This is a genomic window from Streptomyces sp. NPDC051555 (genome assembly GCF_044454405.1).
Classification (GTDB): Bacteria; Actinomycetota; Actinomycetes; order Streptomycetales; family Streptomycetaceae; genus Streptomyces.
In genome coordinates this window covers 17,631-35,376 of record NZ_JBITDP010000010.1, presented here as the reverse complement: position 1 = coordinate 35,376, position 17,746 = coordinate 17,631, and the positions used below count along the sequence as shown (strand labels likewise).

At 73.2% G+C, this 17,746-nt stretch carries 15 protein-coding genes; 3 read left to right on the top strand and 12 right to left on the bottom strand.

The features are described 5' to 3' along the window. Window positions 1-28: 28 nt before the first annotated feature. Window positions 29-916 carry an NmrA family NAD(P)-binding protein gene (locus ACIBEA_RS21220; RefSeq protein ID WP_399263077.1) on the bottom strand — a complete coding sequence of 296 codons (888 nt, stop codon included), beginning with the start codon at window positions 914-916 and terminating at the stop codon, window positions 29-31. After that, on the bottom strand, window positions 913-1,350 hold the full coding sequence (locus ACIBEA_RS21215; protein WP_399263075.1) for a nuclear transport factor 2 family protein: 438 nt from the start codon (window positions 1,348-1,350) through the stop codon (window positions 913-915). Before ACIBEA_RS21215 ends, ACIBEA_RS21220 begins: the two co-directional genes overlap by 4 nt. Window positions 1,351-1,564: 214 nt before the next feature. Here ACIBEA_RS21215 and ACIBEA_RS21210 point away from each other — a divergent pair, with 214 nt between their 5' ends. Continuing rightward, a complete protein-coding gene (locus ACIBEA_RS21210; RefSeq protein ID WP_399263073.1) occupies window positions 1,565-2,404 on the top strand; it encodes an alpha/beta fold hydrolase in 840 nt (279 codons plus the stop codon). Then, window positions 2,397-2,981 carry a TetR/AcrR family transcriptional regulator gene (locus ACIBEA_RS21205; protein WP_399263071.1) on the top strand — a complete coding sequence of 195 codons (585 nt, stop codon included), beginning with the start codon at window positions 2,397-2,399 and terminating at the stop codon, window positions 2,979-2,981. Before ACIBEA_RS21210 ends, ACIBEA_RS21205 begins: the two co-directional genes overlap by 8 nt. 35 nt (window positions 2,982-3,016) lie before the next feature. Here the strand turns inward: ACIBEA_RS21205 and ACIBEA_RS21200 are convergent, their stop codons facing one another. The 7 genes from ACIBEA_RS21200 to ACIBEA_RS21170 all read right to left on the bottom strand — a co-directional run bounded on the left by ACIBEA_RS21200 (window position 3,017) and on the right by ACIBEA_RS21170 (window position 12,459). Further along, a complete protein-coding gene (locus ACIBEA_RS21200) occupies window positions 3,017-3,631 on the bottom strand; it encodes a hypothetical protein (RefSeq protein ID WP_399263069.1) in 615 nt (204 codons plus the stop codon). A 41-nt stretch (window positions 3,632-3,672) separates the two neighbouring features. After that, window positions 3,673-4,923: a glycosyltransferase family 4 protein gene (locus ACIBEA_RS21195; RefSeq protein WP_399263067.1), complete on the bottom strand. Its 1,251-nt coding sequence runs from the start codon at window positions 4,921-4,923 to the stop codon at window positions 3,673-3,675. 96 nt (window positions 4,924-5,019) lie between these two features. Next, window positions 5,020-6,321, bottom strand: coding sequence for a UDP-glucose dehydrogenase family protein (locus tag ACIBEA_RS21190; protein ID WP_399263447.1), 1,302 nt, complete (start codon window positions 6,319-6,321; stop codon window positions 5,020-5,022). Between the two features lie 119 nt (window positions 6,322-6,440). Continuing rightward, entirely contained in the window at window positions 6,441-7,652 is a 1,212-nt protein-coding gene (locus ACIBEA_RS21185; protein WP_399263065.1) for an MFS transporter, read from the bottom strand. Window positions 7,653-7,768: 116 nt separating this feature from the next. Then, window positions 7,769-9,643 (bottom strand): asparagine synthase (glutamine-hydrolyzing), encoded by a 1,875-nt coding sequence (gene asnB, locus ACIBEA_RS21180; RefSeq protein ID WP_399263063.1) that lies wholly within the window; start codon window positions 9,641-9,643, stop codon window positions 7,769-7,771. A 47-nt stretch (window positions 9,644-9,690) separates the two neighbouring features. Beyond that, the gene (locus tag ACIBEA_RS21175) at window positions 9,691-11,574 is read right to left on the bottom strand and encodes an NAD-dependent epimerase/dehydratase family protein (RefSeq protein ID WP_399263061.1); all 1,884 of its coding nucleotides are present in this window, start codon (window positions 11,572-11,574) and stop codon (window positions 9,691-9,693) included. Between the two features lie 87 nt (window positions 11,575-11,661). After that, the gene (locus ACIBEA_RS21170) at window positions 11,662-12,459 is read right to left on the bottom strand and encodes a phytanoyl-CoA dioxygenase family protein (protein WP_399263059.1); all 798 of its coding nucleotides are present in this window, start codon (window positions 12,457-12,459) and stop codon (window positions 11,662-11,664) included. A 294-nt stretch (window positions 12,460-12,753) separates the two neighbouring features. On the opposite strand from ACIBEA_RS21170, the gene ACIBEA_RS21165 reads away from it, so the two are divergent. Next, complete coding sequence (locus ACIBEA_RS21165) at window positions 12,754-15,777, top strand: BTAD domain-containing putative transcriptional regulator (protein WP_399263057.1); 3,024 nt, start codon at window positions 12,754-12,756, stop codon at window positions 15,775-15,777. Between the two features lie 25 nt (window positions 15,778-15,802). Here ACIBEA_RS21165 and ACIBEA_RS21160 read toward each other — a convergent pair whose 3' ends face one another. The 3 genes from ACIBEA_RS21160 to ACIBEA_RS21150 form a co-directional block, all read right to left on the bottom strand. Beyond that, window positions 15,803-15,961 (bottom strand): hypothetical protein, encoded by a 159-nt coding sequence (locus ACIBEA_RS21160; protein WP_399263055.1) that lies wholly within the window; start codon window positions 15,959-15,961, stop codon window positions 15,803-15,805. 36 nt (window positions 15,962-15,997) lie between these two features. Then, window positions 15,998-16,453, bottom strand: coding sequence for a hypothetical protein (locus ACIBEA_RS21155; protein ID WP_399263053.1), 456 nt, complete (start codon window positions 16,451-16,453; stop codon window positions 15,998-16,000). Between the two features lie 248 nt (window positions 16,454-16,701). After that, a complete protein-coding gene (locus tag ACIBEA_RS21150; protein WP_399263051.1) occupies window positions 16,702-17,616 on the bottom strand; it encodes an esterase/lipase family protein in 915 nt (304 codons plus the stop codon). Window positions 17,617-17,746 lie beyond the last annotated feature (130 nt).

Genomic DNA, 17,746 nt, shown 5'->3' with positions numbered 1-17,746 from the left:
CGCTGCGACGGGGCGGATCACGCCGTCATCAGCCGTTCCCTCGGACGTCCCGTTCTCGGACGTCCCGTTCGACGAACGCGCGCAGCGTGCCCGCGGGACGGCCGGTGAGGCGTGCGACGGCGTCGGTGGTACGGTCCTCCGCGCCGCCGGCGATGGCACGGTCCATGCCGGCCAGCATGGTGGCGAACTCCAGCGGGATCTCGGCCGCCCACCGGTCGCGCAGCTCCTCGAAGGTCAGGTGCCGGTGCTCCACGGGCCGGCCGGTGACCTCTGTGATGATCGCGGCGACATCGTCGTAGCTCAGCGCTTCGGGCCCGGTCAGGATCAGGTCGGTGTCGGGGGCCCGTTCGTCGGTCAGGGCGCGCACGGCGACGGCGGCGATGTCACCGGCGTCGATGAAGCCGACGCGGCCGTCGCCCGCGGCGGTCCGGATGGCGCCCTCCTCCCGGATGCTGCGGGCGTGGGGGGTGTGGCCGGCGAAGTTCTGCATGAACCAGGACGGCCGCAGCACCGCCCACTCCGGGAACAGGCCGGGCAGTTCCTCGTGGACCTGCCCGACCGCCGGGCCGCCCGCCGGGATCGCCGAGGAACCGAGCAGCACCGCGCGGCGCGCGCCCGTCGCGCGGGCCTGCCGCAGGAAGGGCAGCATGACCGCGGCCGGGTCCGAGGAGCCGATGGGCGGGACGAGGTAGACGCGATCGACGCCGGCCAGTGCCGCGGCCCAGGTCGCGGGCTCGTTCCAGTCGAAGCGGACGGCCTGCGCGCCGTCGACCGGGGTGGCCTTGCGGCTGGCGGCCCTGACGCGGTGGCCCTCGGCGGCCAGTCGGGCGGTGACGCGGCTGCCCGTGGTGCCGGTGGCCCCGATGACCAGGGTGGTGCTGGTGCTGGTGCTGGTGCTGGTGTTGGTGTTGGTCATCGGGTCGCTCCCACGAAGTCGGCGCCGGGCTGCTGGACGGCGAGGGGGTTCCAGTAGTCGCGGTAGGAGGTGATGAGCCCGTCCCCGACCGTGACCACGGCGATGTAGGTCATGTCGAAGGGGCTGTCGCTCTCCACCAGGCGCCCGACCCCGCGCATCTCCACCACGATCGTCCCCGGCGCGGTGGTCTCGTGGACCGTCACCTCGGGGAAGTCGTGCAGGTCGACGTGGTCGGGGTAGTGGCGCATGTACGCGGCGACCGCGGCCTTGCCCTCCAGCCGTACGGGCCAGCCCTCCGGCGCGAAGGGGAACTCCATGACGCCGTCCTCGTGCCACAGGTCCACCCAGCCCGCGATGTCCTTCTCCAGCAACAGCCGCAGACCGTGGCCGTACAGCTCCGCGGCCGTCATCGGCATGGTCCTCGTCGTTGTCATGATCAAGCTTTCCGTCCTGTGGGGAGACGCGGCGCTCCAAAACGGACCGCCAGTCCGTATGGAAGTGACCATACGGACCGTCAGTCCGTTTCGCAAGAACGACAGCGTACGGCGAACGCCTTGACCCATTCGGCTAATGCCATTAGCTTAATAGCAACGGAGATTAGCCCGTAGAGAAATGTGCGGGTGCGGCACGACGGAAGAGGGCAGGGCGATGACCGAGTTCCTGAAGGTCGACGGCGGACAGCTGGCGTACGACGTCGCGGGCGAGGGCCCGCTGGTCGTCCTGGCCCACGGGATGGGCGACCACCGCGCGGCCTACGACGCGCTGGCCGAGCTCCTGGTGGCCGCCGGCCACCGGGTCGCCCGCACCGATCTGCGCGGGCACGGGGAGTCCGACGCCGGGTGGGCGTCGTACACCCGGACCGACACGGCGGGCGATCTGCTCGCGCTCGTCCGCCACCTGGGCGGCGGCCCCGCCGTCCTCGTGGGCCACTCCTTCGCGGGCGGCTCGGCCACCATCGCGGCGGCCCAGGAACCCGACCTGATCGGCGCGGTCGTCGAGATCAGCCCCTTCACCCGCGCGCAGAAGCCCGATCTCGGCGCCCTGGTGAGCCGGGCCCGCTACCGCAAGGGCATGCTGCTGCTCATGGGGACGGGGCTGCTGCGCAGCGTGGGGCTGTGGAAGCGGTACCTGCGCCACGCGCACCCGGGGATGGGGGCCGCCGCGCTCGACCCGCGCCTCGCCTCCCTCGAAGCCGACCTGCGCCGGCCCGGGCGGATGGCCGTGGTGGCCGCGATGGGGATGTCCGCGCCGACCGACGCGGGGGCCCGGCTGGCCGACGTCCGCTGCCCGGCGCTGATCGTCGAGGGCACCCTCGACCCCGACTGGGCCGACCCCCGGGCCGAGGGCGAGGCCATCGTGGCGGAACTGCCCGCCGGGGTGGGACGGCTCGCGATGATCGACGGGGCGGGCCACTACCCGCACGTCCAGTTCCCCGCCGAGACCGCCGCCGCGATCCTGGGCTTCCTGAAGGACGGCGCCCGTGGCTAGGTCACCCAGGCCGTCCCTGTCCACCGACGCGGTGGTCGACGTCGCGCTGGCGCTCGTCGACGAGGGTCCCGAGGGCGGGCCGGCCGCGCTGACCCTGTCGGCGGTGGCCGCCCGGGCCGGGGTCGCGACCCCCTCGCTCTACAAGCACGTGCGCGGCCTGGCCGAGCTGCGCGACCTGCTGTCGGCCCGAATCATGAACGAGATGGCGGACGAGGTCGGCGCGGCCGTCCTCGGCCGCTCCTCCGACGAGGCCGTCCGCGCCCTGATGGCGGCCTGGCGCGACTACGCCCGCCGCCACCCGCACCGCTACGCGGCGCTGCTCCAGCGCCCCGAGCCGCGGACCGCCGAGGCGGGAGCGCGGCTGGTCGCCATCATGCTGGCCACGCTGCGCGCGTACGGCCTGGAGGACTCCGCGGCGATCCACGCGGCGCGCTGCCTGCGGGCGGTCGTGCACGGGTTCGCGGCGCTGGAGACCGGGGGCGCCTTCGAACTGCCGGAGAAGCTGGACGAGACGTACGACCTGCTGGTGCACATGGTCGTCGCGGGCCTGCACACGCCCCGCGCCGGGACGACCTGAGGGCGTACGGGCGGCGCGGGCCCGGGCGGGACGGGTCAGGCGCCCGGTGTCGCGGGCCGCCGGGCGGGCGGGAGGCCGTCGGGCGTGAACCACTCGCCGGGTCCGACGCGCTCCTCCCAGGCCAGGTGGAGCTCTGCGATCGCGGCGATCAGGTCGGTGGCGAGGGCGCCGGCCTCGTACAAGTCCTGGTCCGGGCGCTGCCCGCTGGCGCCGACGATCACGCCACGGACCTGCGCGGAGTGGCCGTAGCGGAAGTTCTCGCTGCCGCACAGGTGCGGGTCGACGAGGACCGCCTCGCCGTAGTTGCGGCCGAGTCGGCGGTGGCCCGCCGCCTTGGCCGCGGCGTAGGGCAGGAAGGCGGAGCCGCCCTCGCCCACGGTGACGGTGCCCAGGACCGCGTCCTCGTTGGGCACCCACGGTCCCGCGGTCGGGTCCATCACGACGAACGCCATGGCGGGCCGAGGGTAGACCTCGCGCGGCGCCCGCTCCGGGGACACGGCGCGGTTGCGCCGGACACTGGCCGCCCGGCGGCGGCCCAACCGGGTCAGCAACGCGTCGAGCTGCGGCCCGTCCATCAGGTACGCGTAAGGGTTGTGCCGGTGCGCGGCGTGGACCGTGCTCCGGGGGTCGTGGGGTTCCTGGGGTTCCATGCGGTGTTGCTCCTGTCCGGGTGCGGGGTGCGGGGTGCGTGTCAGAGGGCGAGCGCCTGCGCGGCTTCGGAGAAGTGGTCCCAGGCGCTGAGGGTGTCGTGCGCGAACTTTTCCTCGGAGACCTCCGCCGCGATCTGGGCCCCGAGGTCCCGGCCGAGCCGTTCCACGCCCGCCGCATCGGCGTACATGCGCCCGATCGCGTCGGCGAGTCCCTCGTCGCTGGGCGCGAACCGGTGGGCTTCGGGGAAGAACCTGCGTGCCTCGACCTTCTCGGAGTTGGTCATGAGGGTGCAGACACCGGAGAGCGCGGCCTCCAGGGGGGTGATGCCCAGGGTTTCGTAGCGCGAGGGGCACACGAAGATCCCGTTGGACCGCGCTTCCCGGAACAGGGCGTAGAGCTGCGGCTTGGAGAGCTTGCCGACCGCCAGGAACTCCGCGGCGTGCTCCGTCGGCATCCGGGCGCCCAACTCCTTGCGTGCGACGTCCTTGTCCTCGTCGTCACCGACGACCAGGACGCGTACGGGGATGCCGCGCTCGCGGGCCAGGGCGCAGCCGTCGACGAGGAGTTCGACGTTCTTGAAGTAGTCCAGCCGGGCGACCGCGGTGAACACCAACAGCTCGGCGCCCGCGACGAAGGCCCGCAGTTCCTCGCTCTCCAGGGCCTCGGAGTGTTCGAGCAGTGCGATGGGGGGACGCACCGCGCGGATCCGGCGCTCGTCGATGCCGCGGCTGACCAGGTGGTCCCGTTGCAGGTCGGAGTGTTGGAGGACGAACATGCGGTCGTTGGTGCGCACCTTGCTCAGGCCGAGTTCCTGATGCTTGAGCAGGTGCAGTGCCTTGCCGGCGCCGCCGAACGCCCTGCCGGTCGCGACCGCGGGGAACCGTTCGATGAAGTCGTAGACGAAGGGGCCGTGATGGGTGACGCAGCACGGGAACTCCTCCGGGTGGAAGCCCAGCAGCGCGTCCGTCTGGTAGTAGAGCATCGCCTGGCCGCCCATGCCGTGCCGTGCCAACAGGGTCCTCGCCGCGTCGGCTATGGCCCGGCTCACGGAGGCCTCGCTCATGTCGAAGTTGAACCGGAGGACCGCGCACGCGGCGCCCGACCGGAACACCACGTCGACCTGGGGTTCCTCAAGGTTCTCGTCCCGCTTGTAGAGGATGAGCCCGGCGGAGAGGCCGGCGCCTTCGAGGCAGCGCAACACGGAACGGGAGAAGGAGGTCGCGCCGACGTTCGCCGGGACGAGCTCGCTGTCGGGGAAGTACCGCTCGTTCACGACGATGATGCCGGGCATTCTCGGGTCAAGTAGTGACACTTTTACGCACTCCAGGTCGATGACTGTGGCGAGGGGTTCTGCGGGCGCCGCACACCGGGGTGGCGGCCCGGCGGGTCAGGGACGTCCGGGAGCGCGGTAGTTCCATGCGGCCGCCTGCCAGGCCGCGGGATCGAGGACGTTGCGTCCGTCGACGATGTTGCGGGTGGCCATCACCGAACCGAGCTCTTCGGGATCGAGTTCCGTGAAGGCGGTCCACTCGGTGAGCAGGAGCGCGACGTGTGCCCCGCGCGCGGCCTCCAACGCGGAGCTCGCATAGTCGAGTTCGGGATAGGCCTTGCGGGCGTTGTCCAGTGCGGCGGGGTCGTACACCGAGGCCAGTCCGCCCTCCTGGTGGATGGCGTGCGCGACCGCGAGCGCGGGGGAGTCGCGGATGTCGTCGGACTCCGGCTTGAACGCCGCGCCCAGGACGGCCACGGTGCGGTTCTTGAGCGAACCGCCGACGAGCTCGCGGGCCAGGTCCACGGCGCGCGTGCGGCGCCGCTGGTTGATGGCGTCGACCTCGCGCAGGAAGGCCAGCGCCCCGCCCGCCCCCAGTTCGTCGGCGCGCGCCATGAAGGCCCGGATGTCCTTGGGCAGGCAGCCGCCACCGAATCCGATGCCGGGGCTGAGGAACCGCCGGCCGATCCGGTCGTCGTAGGACAGCGCCCGTGCGAGGGCCGTCACATCGGCGCGGGCGGCCTCGCAGACCTCGGCCATGGCGTTGATGTAGGAGATCTTGGTGGCGAGGAACGCGTTCGCCGCGACCTTGACGAGCTCGGCGGTGGCGAAGTCGGTGACCACGAGGGGGACCTCGCCCAGCGGCGCGTAGAGCTCGCGCAGCGTCTGCTCGGCGGACGCGGTCCGCACGCCGATGACGATGCGATCCGGGCCGAGGGTGTCCTCGACGGCGAACCCCTCCCGCAGGAACTCCGGGTTCCACGCCAGGTCCACGGTGGTCTCCCGGGGAGCCAGGTCGGCGAGCTTGCCGGCGAGCCGCTCCGCCGTGCCCACGGGGACGGTGGACTTCCCGACGACCAGGCAGTCCCGGTCGATGTGGGGCGCCAGGGCCTCGACGGCCGCGTCGAGCTGGGACGTGTCCGCGGCCCATCCGCCTTGCACCTGTGGCGTACCGAGGCACAGGAAGTGGACGTCACCGAACTCGGCGGCCTCCTGGAAGGAGGTGGTGAACCGCAGGTTGCCGGCGGCGAGGCCGTCCCTGAGTATCTCCTCCAGTCCCGCTTCGTAGATGGGGAGGTGGCCGTTGTTCAGCTGCTGGATCTTCTCCTCGTCGATGTCCAGGCCCAGGACCTCGTAGCCCAGCTTCGCCATGCACGCGGCGTGGGTGATTCCGAGGTATCCGGTTCCGATGACGGTCATGCGGTACGGGGTGCGCACGGGTTCGGCTCCTTCGAGGGGGTGGTGGCGCTGGCGGTTGCTCGTGCGGAGGTACGGAGGTACGGAGGTACGGAGGTACGGAGGTACGGAGGTGCGGAGGGCTACGCGCGGGTCCGGCGCAGCTCGCGGATGGCGGGGGTGGCCAGGAGGGCGGCGGCGCAGCCGAACGCGGCCACGGTGGCGACCAGCAGGAGGTCGTGGAGTTCGAAGGCGCCGCTCGCGGGGCCCGCGATCACCTGGCCGAGGGGGACGGCGAGGATGGAGCCGGCGACCTGGTAGGCGGCGACCCGGTTGAGTTTGTCCTCGGGGATCTGGGTCTGGACGGTGGTGGACCACTGGACGCCCCAGAAGGCCCAGCCGATGCCGCTGACCGCGTAGCCGAGCATGAGCAGCGGCAGGGCCGGGACCAGGGCCGCGGCCAGCGGCATGAAGGGGAACAGGAGCATGGCGACGCCGCCGGCGAAGAGGGGGCGGGCGGCCCGGACCCGTATCGCGACGAGGCCGCCGACCGCGCAGCCGGCGCCGAAGGCCGCTTCTGCGTAACCGAAGGCGGCGGTGCCGTGTTCGGCGATGATGGACGCGGCGCCGAGCGGGGTGATGGGGCCCCAGACGAACACCCCGAGGACCCACCAGATCAGGATGACCCCCCACAGCCAGGTCCGGGACCGGAACTCCCGCCATCCGGTGCGGAGGTTGGTGAGGGTGCTGTCGGTCCGGTCCACCTCGTAGACGGGCAGCCGCAGCGCGACCATGCACAGGCCGCTGATGGCGAAGGTGGCGGCGTCGAGGACGAAGACCCCGGCGGCCGAGGTCGCGGCGACCAGGGCTCCGCCGATCGCCGGACCGGCCATCGTGGCGAACCCCTCGCTCACGCGCAGGACCCCGTTGGCCTTCTGCGGGTCGGTCGACACCTGCGGCACCAGGCTGGAGGTGCCCGGCTGGAACATCGCCGTCGCGGTGCCGCCGATCACCGCGCCCACGATCATGAGCCACAGCGGCGGGTGCCCGAGCCAGAGGTAGAGCCCGAGCAGGCCCTGGGCCAGGAACCGGGCCGCGTCCGCGCCGACCATCAGGGGCTTGGGGTGGAAGCGGTCGGCGAGCACCCCGCCGAAGACGACGAAGAGCGCGAACGCCCCCATCCAGGCGCCGAGCGCGAACCCGATGCCGCTGACGCCGTACCCGAGGGAGAACATCGCGACGGCCGTGGCGACCGGGATCATCGTGTCGCCCACCTGGGAGACGACGCGCGCGGTGAAGTAGAGGCCGAAGTTCGGCGTCCACAGACGGGACGGTTTCTGGGCGGTCAAGGTCATGGGGTTGCTCCTCGTCGATCTGGGGGGTGCCGGGCGGAGTACCGGGCGGGCTCCCGGCCCGCCCGCGCGCGGGGATCGTACGGTCCCCCCGCGCACGGGCGGGCCGGGGCCCGGGCTCACAAGGCGATCCGCACCCCGTAGGTCCGCAGCCAGCTGTCCGTCTGGAGGGCCGTCTCCAACGCCGCCCGGCTCAGGCCGTGTTCCAGCGCGGCCGCCCCGTCCGCCGCGACCGTCCGCCGGAACTCGGCCGAGAAGAGCGCGTTGACCGGGCTGTCGGCGTCCCGGACGACCGCGACGAGGCGTTCGCGCAGCTTCCGGTCGTAGGCGCCGGTGCGGAGGTTGGGGTAGGGGGTCTTGATCCGCATGGCCACCGGGTCCGGGAGCAGGTCGCGCACGGCCGCGCGCAACAGGCTCTTCTCCCGGCCGTCGAAGCTCTTCATGGCCCAGGGGATGTTGAAGGCGTAGTCGACGAGCCGGAAGTCGGCGAACGGAACCCTGATCCGCAGTCCGCACGCCATCCCCAGCCGGTCCAGCCGGTCGAAGAGGACCCGGGCGTGGCGGGTCTGCGCGAGGTAGGTCACCTCGCGGTAGCGCGCCTCGGTCGGGTCGACGATCGTCTCGGCGGCCGAGAGCTCCGCCACCGCCGTGCTGTGCGAGTCGCGCTCGTACGCGGCCAGGTCGAGCTTGGCCAGCAGACCCGGGTCGAAGACGACCTCGTTGCCGCGGTAGCGGCCCCGTCCCTCCTGGATCCACGGGAAGGTGTCGCTGAAGACCCATTCGGGCAGGCGTTGCCAGTTGTATCCGCCGAAGACGTCGTCGCCGAGCTCCCCCGACAGGGCCACGGTCGCGTACCGGCGCGCCTCGGCGAAGAGCTGGTGCAGCGAGGCGTACTGGTCGCCCTTGTTGATGGGCAGGTCGTAGGCGGCCAGCACCGAGGCCCGCAGCGCGGGGTCGAGCAGGTCCAGGGTGCCGAGCGAGATCTCGCTGAGGTCCGAACCGACGTGGTCGGCCATCAGGCGGGCGTAGACGTGGTCCTCGTTGCCGCCGCCCCCGCCCGGTCGCGCGGGGTCCTCGTCGTTGACGGAGAGGGACCGCAGGGTTCCCAGCCCCTCGCGGCGGACGACCTGCGCGGCGATCGCGGTGAGCGCGCTGGAGTCCAGGCCCCCGGAGAGCAGGGAGCAGGGGGTGGTGTCGGCGACCATCTGTTGGGCGACGGCGGATTCGAGCAGCTCGCGCAGGGTCGCGACGGTCTGCTCCAGCGAGTCCGTGTGGTCCCTGACCTCCAGGCCCCAGTAGCGCCGTTCCTCGGTGCCGGTCCGCGTGACGCGCAGGGTGTGGCCGGGCAGCACCTCCTTCATGCCGCGGAAGATGGCGTGCCCCGGTACGCGGGCCACCGCCAGGATGTCGCGCAGCCCGTCGGCGTCCAGCACGGCGGAGAAGTCGGGGTGCGCGAGGATCGCCTTGGGTTCGGAGCCGAAGAGGACGCCCGCGGCGGTCGGCGCGTAGAAGAGCGGTTTCACCCCCATCCGGTCGCGCACCAGGAGCAGTTCCTGGCGGTGTTCGTCCCAGAGGGCGAAGCCGTAGACCCCCTCGATGTGGGTGACGAAGTCCGGCCCCCACTCCAGGTACGCGTGCAGCACCACCTCGGCGTCGGTGTCGGCGTCGGTGTCGGAGCGCAGGGTGTGTCCCGACGACCTCAGCCGTGCGCCCAGTTCGCGGAGGTTGTACAGCTCGCCGCTGAAGGCGACCACCGCCCGGGTGCCGGAGCCGTCGGCGAAGACGGTCGGGAGGCCCGGGCCGTCGGAGCCGGCCGGGGACAGCGTCCGCCGGCCCAGAGCGGCGTGCTCCGAGAGCCACACGCCGCCGCCGTCCGGCCCGCGCCGGGCCATGGTCCCGGTCATGGCCCGTGCGACGGACGCGAGGTCCGAGCCACCGCGGCCGGCGCCCGAGGCGGTGCGCGAGAAATCTACCAACCCGGCTATACCGGACATCGTGTGCTCCTTGAGGAATTCCGAAGGGATGGGTGGTGCGCGCGGATCTAGGCGGGGAGGTCGTCGCCGCCGTGGACGTCGCAGGCGTACCACTGGGCCAGATCGCGCAGGCCTTCGGTGACCGACTCGCTTGCGGACCAGCCGGGTCCGGCCGTGATGAGGTCCGTCGTCATGCACCACCGCTGCGTCCGGTCCGCGGAGCCGGTCTCCCACGGCGTGCGGCGGGAGACCCCTGCGACCAGCCCGGCCAGTTCCTCCTCGCCGAAGGTGGCCGAGGCGACGTTGAACACCGGCTCGGACGGCTCCGCGGTGAGGACGGCGTCGATCGCCGCGGCCATGTCCCGGTAGTCCAGGACCTGGTGGACGCCCCGGGGGTCCAGGGCCAGCGGCTGCCGCGTCCAGGCCAGGTGCACCCAGTCCACGGACGCGGACCCGCGGGCGGCGTGCGGTCCCACCGGATCGGCGAGCCGCAGCACCTGCACCGGGATGCCGGTGCGTTCGCCCCAGGCCCGGCACAGCTCCTCCTCCTGCCACCAGGCCAGGGCCACCGGATCACCCGGAGGGCCCGTCAGGTCCCCCTCGGCGAGCGTCCGCTCGCCGCTGCCCCGGTAGACGGCGGCCGAGCCGGCGTAGAGCAGGCGCTCGGCTCCCGCCGCCTCCGCGGCCCGCAGCGCGTACCGCAGCGCCTCGGGTCCGTCGGTGGGACGACCGAGGTGGACCAGGGCCGCGAGCGGGTGCGCGGCGAGGTCCGCCGACGGGTTCGCCTGCGAGGCCGCCAGGTACTCGGCCCGGTGGTCCAGGTCGCCGAGCAGGCCGGCCAGTTGGCGTCCGAAGGCATCGGCGCCGCCGGTCACGACCGTACGGGCGCGGGGTGCGGAGCCCGCCGCGGGCCCGTCGGGGCGGTGGGCCTTGCGTCCCTCGTCGAGCGCGGCCAGCGCCAGGTCCCGGACGGGGTGGGAGAGGGCGAGCAGGTCGTCGACGCCGTAGTCCTCGCAGAGGCCGCCGGGGCCCAGCGTGGCCATCGCCGCGGCCGCGACCTGCGGGTCGGCCTCCGGCGCGGCGGCCGTCACGGCGCCGATGGCGAAGCCGGTCACCCACACGGCTCGGCGCACCTGCTCCGGCAGGTCGTGGGGGACGGCCGAGGCCAGGGCGGCCAGGCACGCGTCCAGCAGCCCGGTCCGGCGCAGGTGGCGCTCGGTCTCGACGTACTCCCAGCCCGCGCCGGTGCGGACCGCGCAGCGGGCCAGGCCGTACTGGTAGAACGGCACCACGTCGAAGCGGACGCTGTCGTGCGTCGTGGGCTCCACGGCCCGGTCGGCGAACAGGGTGGCCTGGCGGAACCCGTGGTAGGCGTTCCCGGCGAGGCTCGGCATGTCCATGTGCTGCACCAGGCTGGGCGTGCAGAAGCGGACCGGGACGCCGCGGGCGTTGAGGTAGCGCTGCACCACCACGTCGTACGGCCACCCGGGCTCGTCCTCGGCCTGGAAGCGCGCGTACCCGCGGGCCACGTCGGCCGGCAGCAACAGGGCGTAGCACGGGACGTGTTCCTGGAGCGCGTAGGCCCACGGCGCGCCGGTCAGTGCCGCGAGCCGGGCCACGCCGCCGTTGCGGGTCTCCCAGCCGGCGTAGAAGGCGACCGCCTCGTCGCCGGCCGCCGCGGCGACCTGCTCGACGTACGCGAAGAACCCGTCGGCGAGCTCGACGTCGTCCTGCAGGACCAGGTGGTGCGTGGCGTCGGGGGCCACGCAGTCCCACGACAACGGGGCAACCCGCAGCGCGGTCGGTCGGCCCTCGGGCTCGGGGTCCACCACGACCTCGATGCGCCGGTGCGGGTCGGCGGCGGCCAGCAGTCGGGCTTCCTCCAGGCGGCGCGGGTGGGTCATCACCGCTCCGCTCAGCTTCACCTTCGCCGGACGGTTCTGGGAATCCATGGAACACCTCGTGGCAGTAGGGGGCGTACGGACCGCGGAGTTGACGGAGTACGGGTGTACGGGTGTACGGGTGTACGGGTGTACGGGTCAGTCGGCGGCGGGGTCGGCGGCGTCGGCGTCGGCGTTGGCGTTGCGCACCAGGCGGACGTTCTCCGTCAGGCCCACGTCGTAGCCCAGCTCCCGTTCGAGCCGGAGCATCTCGGCGGAGCGGAAGTTGAGGATGTAGGCGCGGCGCACCGAGTCGGTGGTGTTGCCGCGGGACGCGTGGAGCGTGCTGCCCGCGTGCGCCACGCCTTCGCCCGGTCCCAGGGGCACCGGCGTCGCGCCGGGCTCGTCCTCGGAGCAGTCGCACTGGATGTTCTGGCCGTCGCTGGTGGGGTAGTGGCGGCGCAGGGGTTGCTGGTGCGAGCCCCGGACGTACCACATGCAGCCGTTGTCGAGGACGGCCTCGTCCAGGGCCACCCAGATGGAGACGGCCCGCTTGTCGGGCAGGTCGAGCCAGTAGGCCGCGTCCTGGTGCCAGGGCGTGGGCACGTCGGTGTGCGGCGCCTTGTGGATCAGCATGTCGAAGTCGAGGACGGCGTCGTCACCGATGAGTTCCTTGGCCATCGCCAGGGCCCGGGCGTGCAGGGGCATCTCCAGCAGCGGCGGGTGCAGCGCCGAGGGCCACATGATCTGGGTGATGTTCTCGGCCACCCCGTCCCGCCGCGGAACGTGCGAGCCGAGGTCGGAGCGCTTGTCGCCGCTCTCGATGTCCCCCTTCAGGAAACGGTCGTAGATCTCCCGGTAGACCTCGACCTCCGTCGCCGAGAGCAGGGAACCGGTGGTGACGAACCCGTCCTGTGCGAATGTCCGCGCTCGCGTGAGGTCAGCTTTTACCGTCATGTAATTCCTTCTACTGAGCGTTATCCGGACAGAATTCTGCATTTGGTGGAATACCTGCGCGCCGGCCCGACGGGGGCGTGGGCGGTCGGCTCGAACCGCCTGGTCCACGGGGGCCCGTCGGCCGTCACAGGCCGGTCGCCGATCCGGCCGGTATTCCTCTGGCCTGCCCCCGCAGCATCTGCGAATGGATTCCCGATCCCCTCCCAACTCGGTACCGCACCGTTCGGGAACGGCTTATGATCCACACGCATAAGGTCTAGACCTGCTGATTCGCGTGGCATCGGGGGACGAAACGTGATCCAAGAACAACGGGTGGAACGGGTCCGTTTCAACCTGCTCGGCCCGCTCGAAGGCTGGGCCGACGGCGTCAGACTGCGTCTGGGCGGAGCCCGCCAGGAGCGGGTTCTGGCCACGCTGCTGCTGGAGCCGGGCAAGCTCGTACCGGTCTCGCGCCTGGTCGCGGCGGCCTGGGACGAGGAGCCGCCCGCGACCGCCGCGCACCAGGTCCGCAAGACGGTGGCCGACCTGCGCCAACGCATCCCGGGCGGCGCCGCGATCCTCATCACCGACGGGCCCGGCTACCACGTCGCCCTGGCGGACGACCAGCTCGACCTCATCGAGTTCGGGCACCAGGTCGGCGCGGCCAGGACGGCGGCGGCCCAGGGCCGCCCCGCCGACGTGCTGCTGGCCCTGCGCCGGGCACTGGCCCTGTGGCGCGGCCCCGTCCTGTCCGGCGCCGGCGGTCCGGTCGTCGAGGCGGCGGCCGCCGTGCTGGAGGAGCACAGGCTCGCCGCCGCCGAGCAGTTCTACGCCCTGCGCCTGGACCGGGGCGAGGCGAGCGACCTCGTGGTCGGCCTGCGCGAACTCGTCGCGCGCTCGCCCCTGCACGAGGCCCTGCGCGGCCAACTGATGCTCGCGCTGTACCGGTGCGGCCGCCAGGCCGAGGCCCTGGAGGAGTACTCCCGCATCCGCGACCTGCTGGTCGAGGAACTCGGGATCGACCCGGGCCCGCAGCTGAGCGGGATGTATCAGGCGATCCTGCGCGACAGCCCCGAGATCGCCGCTCCCCCGGCCCTCGCGGCGCCGCCCGCGCCACCGCTCCCGCCCGCCGAGCCGCCGTGCACCCTGCCCTACGACTTGACGGACTTCACCGGCCGCGACACGCAGTTGCGCGAACTCCTGGACCGCTCGACCAAGGCCGGCGAGCGGGGCGCCCGGCTGATCGCGATCGACGGCATGGGGGGCAGCGGCAAGACCGCCCTGGCCGTGCACGCCGCGCACCGGATGGCCGACGCCTTCCCCGACGGCCGGCTCCAGATCGACCTGCGCGGCTTCACCCCGGGCGAGCCGCCCGTCGCGCCGGGGAACGCCCTCGACATCCTGCTCCGCGCCCTGGGCGTACCAGGCGACCGGATCCCCGACGACACCGGGGGCCGGACCGCCCTGTGGCGCTCCGCCCTGCTGGGCAAGCGGCTGCTGCTCCTGCTCGACAACGCCGTGGACACCGCCCAGATCCTTCCCCTGCTGCCGCCCTCGGGCGACAGCCTGGTGCTGATCACCAGCCGGGCCCGGCTGGTCGCCCTCGACGGGGCCCACTGGATCTCCCTGGGCGTGATGCCGACCGAGGAGAGCGCCCGGCTGGTGACCGAGACCCTCGGCGTGCCGCGCGTGGCCGCGGAACCGGCCGCCGCGGCCGAACTCGCCCAGCTCTGCGACCACTTGCCGCTGGCCCTGCGCATCGCCACCGCCCGGCTGCGCAACCGGCCCCGCTGGACCGTCCAGTACCTGGTCGACCGGCTGCGCGACGAGACGCACCGCCTCGACGAACTGAGCTCGGGCGAGCGGAGCGTCGCGGCCACCCTGCGCCTGTCCTACCAGGCCATGGACGACGCGTCGCGGACGGCCTTCCGCCTGCTGGCGCTGCACCCCGGGGTCTTCCTCGACTCCCATTCCGCGGCGGCGCTGCTCGGCACCGGCGTCCGCGAAGCCGAGGACGTCCTCGAACTCCTCCTGGACGCACATCTGGTCCAGCAGCCCGAGATCGGGCTCTACTCCTTCCACGACCTGGTCGGGAGCTTCGCGCGCAGCCTGCGGTCACCCGCCACACGGCCGCGCGACGAGGCCGCGGTCGAGAGCCTGTTCGACTACTACCTGTCGGCCACCGAACGGGCCTGCCGCGTCCTGTTCCCCGGCCGGGAGCGGCGGCCCACCGGCATCACGGCCTCCCCGGCGGAGCTTCCCGCGCTGTGGGACGCCGACAGCGCCCAGCGGTGGTTCGATCGGGAGCACGGCGGACTGCTGGCCGCCGTGGCCCTGTCCGACCGGACGGCCCACGACCGGCACACCGTGTGCATGACCCGCAACATCGTCTTCCACCTCAACGCCCGCGGGCACTTCGACGAGTTCATCGACCTCGGCCGCCTCGCCCTCGCCGCCGCCCGTCGGCTCCAGGACCTGGACCTGCTGGGGGTGACCCTGACCAACATGGGCGTCGTCTGCTGGAAGCTCGGCCGCTTCGACGAGGGCATCGAGGTCGCCGAGGAGGCCCGCGCCGTCGCGGTGCGCCGGGGCGACCGGCGCATCGAGGCGCACGGTGAGAGCACCATCGGCCTGCTGATGACGATGCTCGGGCGGTTCGCCGAGGCCCTGCCGCACCTGGAGCGGGCCATCGCCATCGAACGGGAGCTGGGGGCGACCCGGTCCGAGGCCGAGACGCTGACCACCCTGAGCACGCTGTACGAGCAGTGGGGCAGGTACGCGGAAGCGGCCGACGCGGCGCGCCGGGCGCTCGAACTCGCCCACGGCCTCGGTCACCGGGGCAACGGCGTCATGGCCCTGACCGACCTGGCCTTCGCGCAGATGGGCCTGGGCCTGGACGCGGAGGCCCACTCCAGCCTGGAGCGGGCCCTCGCCGGCTGCGACGGGTCCAGTTCCCCGGGCGACGTCGCGCTGGCCCTGGCGCTGTCGGCCGAGGTCTGCCGACGCCTCGGCCGTGCGGCGCGGTCCGCGGAGCACGCCGAGCGGGCGCTGGCCCTGGTGCGCACCAGCGGCACCCCGGTGCGGCAGGCGAAGGTCGAGAACCTCGTCGCGAACCTGCTCCGGCACCGGGGCGAGCCCGCGGCGGCACTGGCCCTGCACGCGCACGCGCACAAGGTGGCGGCGGCGATCGACTACCGGCCCGAGGAGGCCTTCGCCCTGGAGGGGATGGCCCACTGCGCCCGGGCCCTCGGGGACCTCGCGGCGGCCCGCGAGCACGGCCGCCGGGCGGACGTGCTGTTCGCCTTCATGGACGTGCCCGAGGACCACTGCCGCCGCTGAGCGGCGGCGCGGGTCCGACGGCCGCTCAGGGAGTCGGGCCCGCCGGGCCCTTGTCGTCGGCGAGGAGCTGGTGCCCGGACCCGCGGCCCTGGTCCGCGCCGGCGCCGACCTGTCCCGTGACGCCGAGTCCGAGGACGACGGCCGCCGCGACGATCCCGATCAGTGCGATCCACTTGCTGCGCATGTCTCTACCCCCGGTGTGTTGCGCTCGCTTCCTACGTCACTGATCGTCCTCACGGGCCTTCCCGAACGGTTCCCCGCCCGTTCCCCGGCGGCCGCTCGTGCCGGGAAGCACCGGTGCGTCCGCGTCCCCTCCCTCGAACGGGCCCGTGCACGCCACGACGCGCGCGCTCCGTCCGGTCAGGACGACCACGGTGTGGGCGGCCCCCGCTTGATATCCCGCCAGGTCCAGCAGTCCCCGCACCACGGAGCCCAGCACGAGCGCGTCCGCCGCCCCGACCGCGGCCGGGGCCGGGTCACCGGCGGTCGCCCGGGCCGTGACGGCGACGAGGACGTGCATGCCGGCGACCGTCCGCGTCCGGACGGCGAACTCCCGCTCGCGGTCCGCCGCTCGTCCTGCGGCCCGGTGGGTCCACTCCTCCAAGGACGCCAGCTCCGCCAGGACGTCGTGCGACCGCGCCTGCTCCTTCGGACGGTCCGGGCCGTGATCCAGCACCGCGTCCTCCTCTCCTCGCGCCTGCCGGGGCGACGCTGCCACGACCCGGTCCCGCTCGTCTCCCGCTCCGGTCCCGCACCGACGCGCGGGACGGGCCGTTCGCGACGGGCCGTTCGCGAGGGGCCGTTCGCGAGGGGCCGGGCCGTGCACGCACGGAGGCTCCCGGCCGGTGGGGTGCACCGGGCGGGAGCCTTCGGGGGTACGGCGGTTCGGTCGCGCGTGCTGGGACGGGGTCGGGCGGAGCCGGATCAGCCCGGGGAGCCGACGGCGCAGATCAGGATCGGAGTCGCGCGGCCCGGGTCGAGGGCGTTGCGGACGAGGTGCCAGACGTTGAGGTCGTACGCCTCGCCGATGTGCCCCACCGGGTCGAGCGGGCAGGAGTCCTGTACGTAGCGGTTGTTGACGCCCGGTTCGCGGACGAAGGCCGTCTCCGTCGGGGTGACGAGCTCGTCGTAGCGGGACGAGATGATGGTGTAGGCGATCCCGCGCTGGGCCACCGGGCCGTCGTTGAGAGCCACGATGGCGGGCCCGCCCGGGAACTCGTCGGACAGCACCGGGAAGCCGAGGGTGGCCGCGATGTTGTCGAGGGTGCCGCGGCCGAGCAGCTTGTCGCCGAGGTCGACCAGCCGGGCGGCGTCCGTGCCGTGGGTCGGCGGGGCGATCGCGACGACGGCCTTGATGTGCGGCTGGATCCCCTGCATCTTCGCGAGGTAGAGGGCCTGCAGGCCGCCCTCGGAGTGGCCCACGACGCTGACCTTGGCCGCGCCGGTGGCGGCGCGCACCCGCTCGACGTGGTCCTTGATCTCCAGGTTGGAGACGGCCACCGGCTTCAGGCCGCCGACCAGCGGGAAGCCGTCGTAGGCGCCGTAGGTGAGGGCGAAGGTGCAGTAGCCGCGGGCGGCGAGGTCGGCCTGGAGGAAGTTGAGGTCCTCGTACCAGGTCGCGAAGGTCCCGTGGAGCAGGACCACCGGCTCCGGATGGGCCGAACCGGGCCGACAGGAGAAGTCGTTGATGCCGCGGGAGGCGGACGCGGCGGGGGCGGCGGCCGAGCCCGCGTCGGTGGGTGCGGCCTGGGCCGGGGCGGCCGTGGCCGCCAGGGCGAGCGCCAACGGGAGGGCGGCCCGGGCGAGCCACCTGCGGACGGGCCGTGCGGTCGATGCCATCGCAACTCTCCTGGGGGTCCTTGAGGTTCTGGGAGGGGTCGGTTGGTCGCACCGCACAGAATGCTCCGGCCGGATCCCCGTGTCCCCTGGCGGTACGCGCAGAAAGCTTCCGCCCGCGTTTGTGCACGGT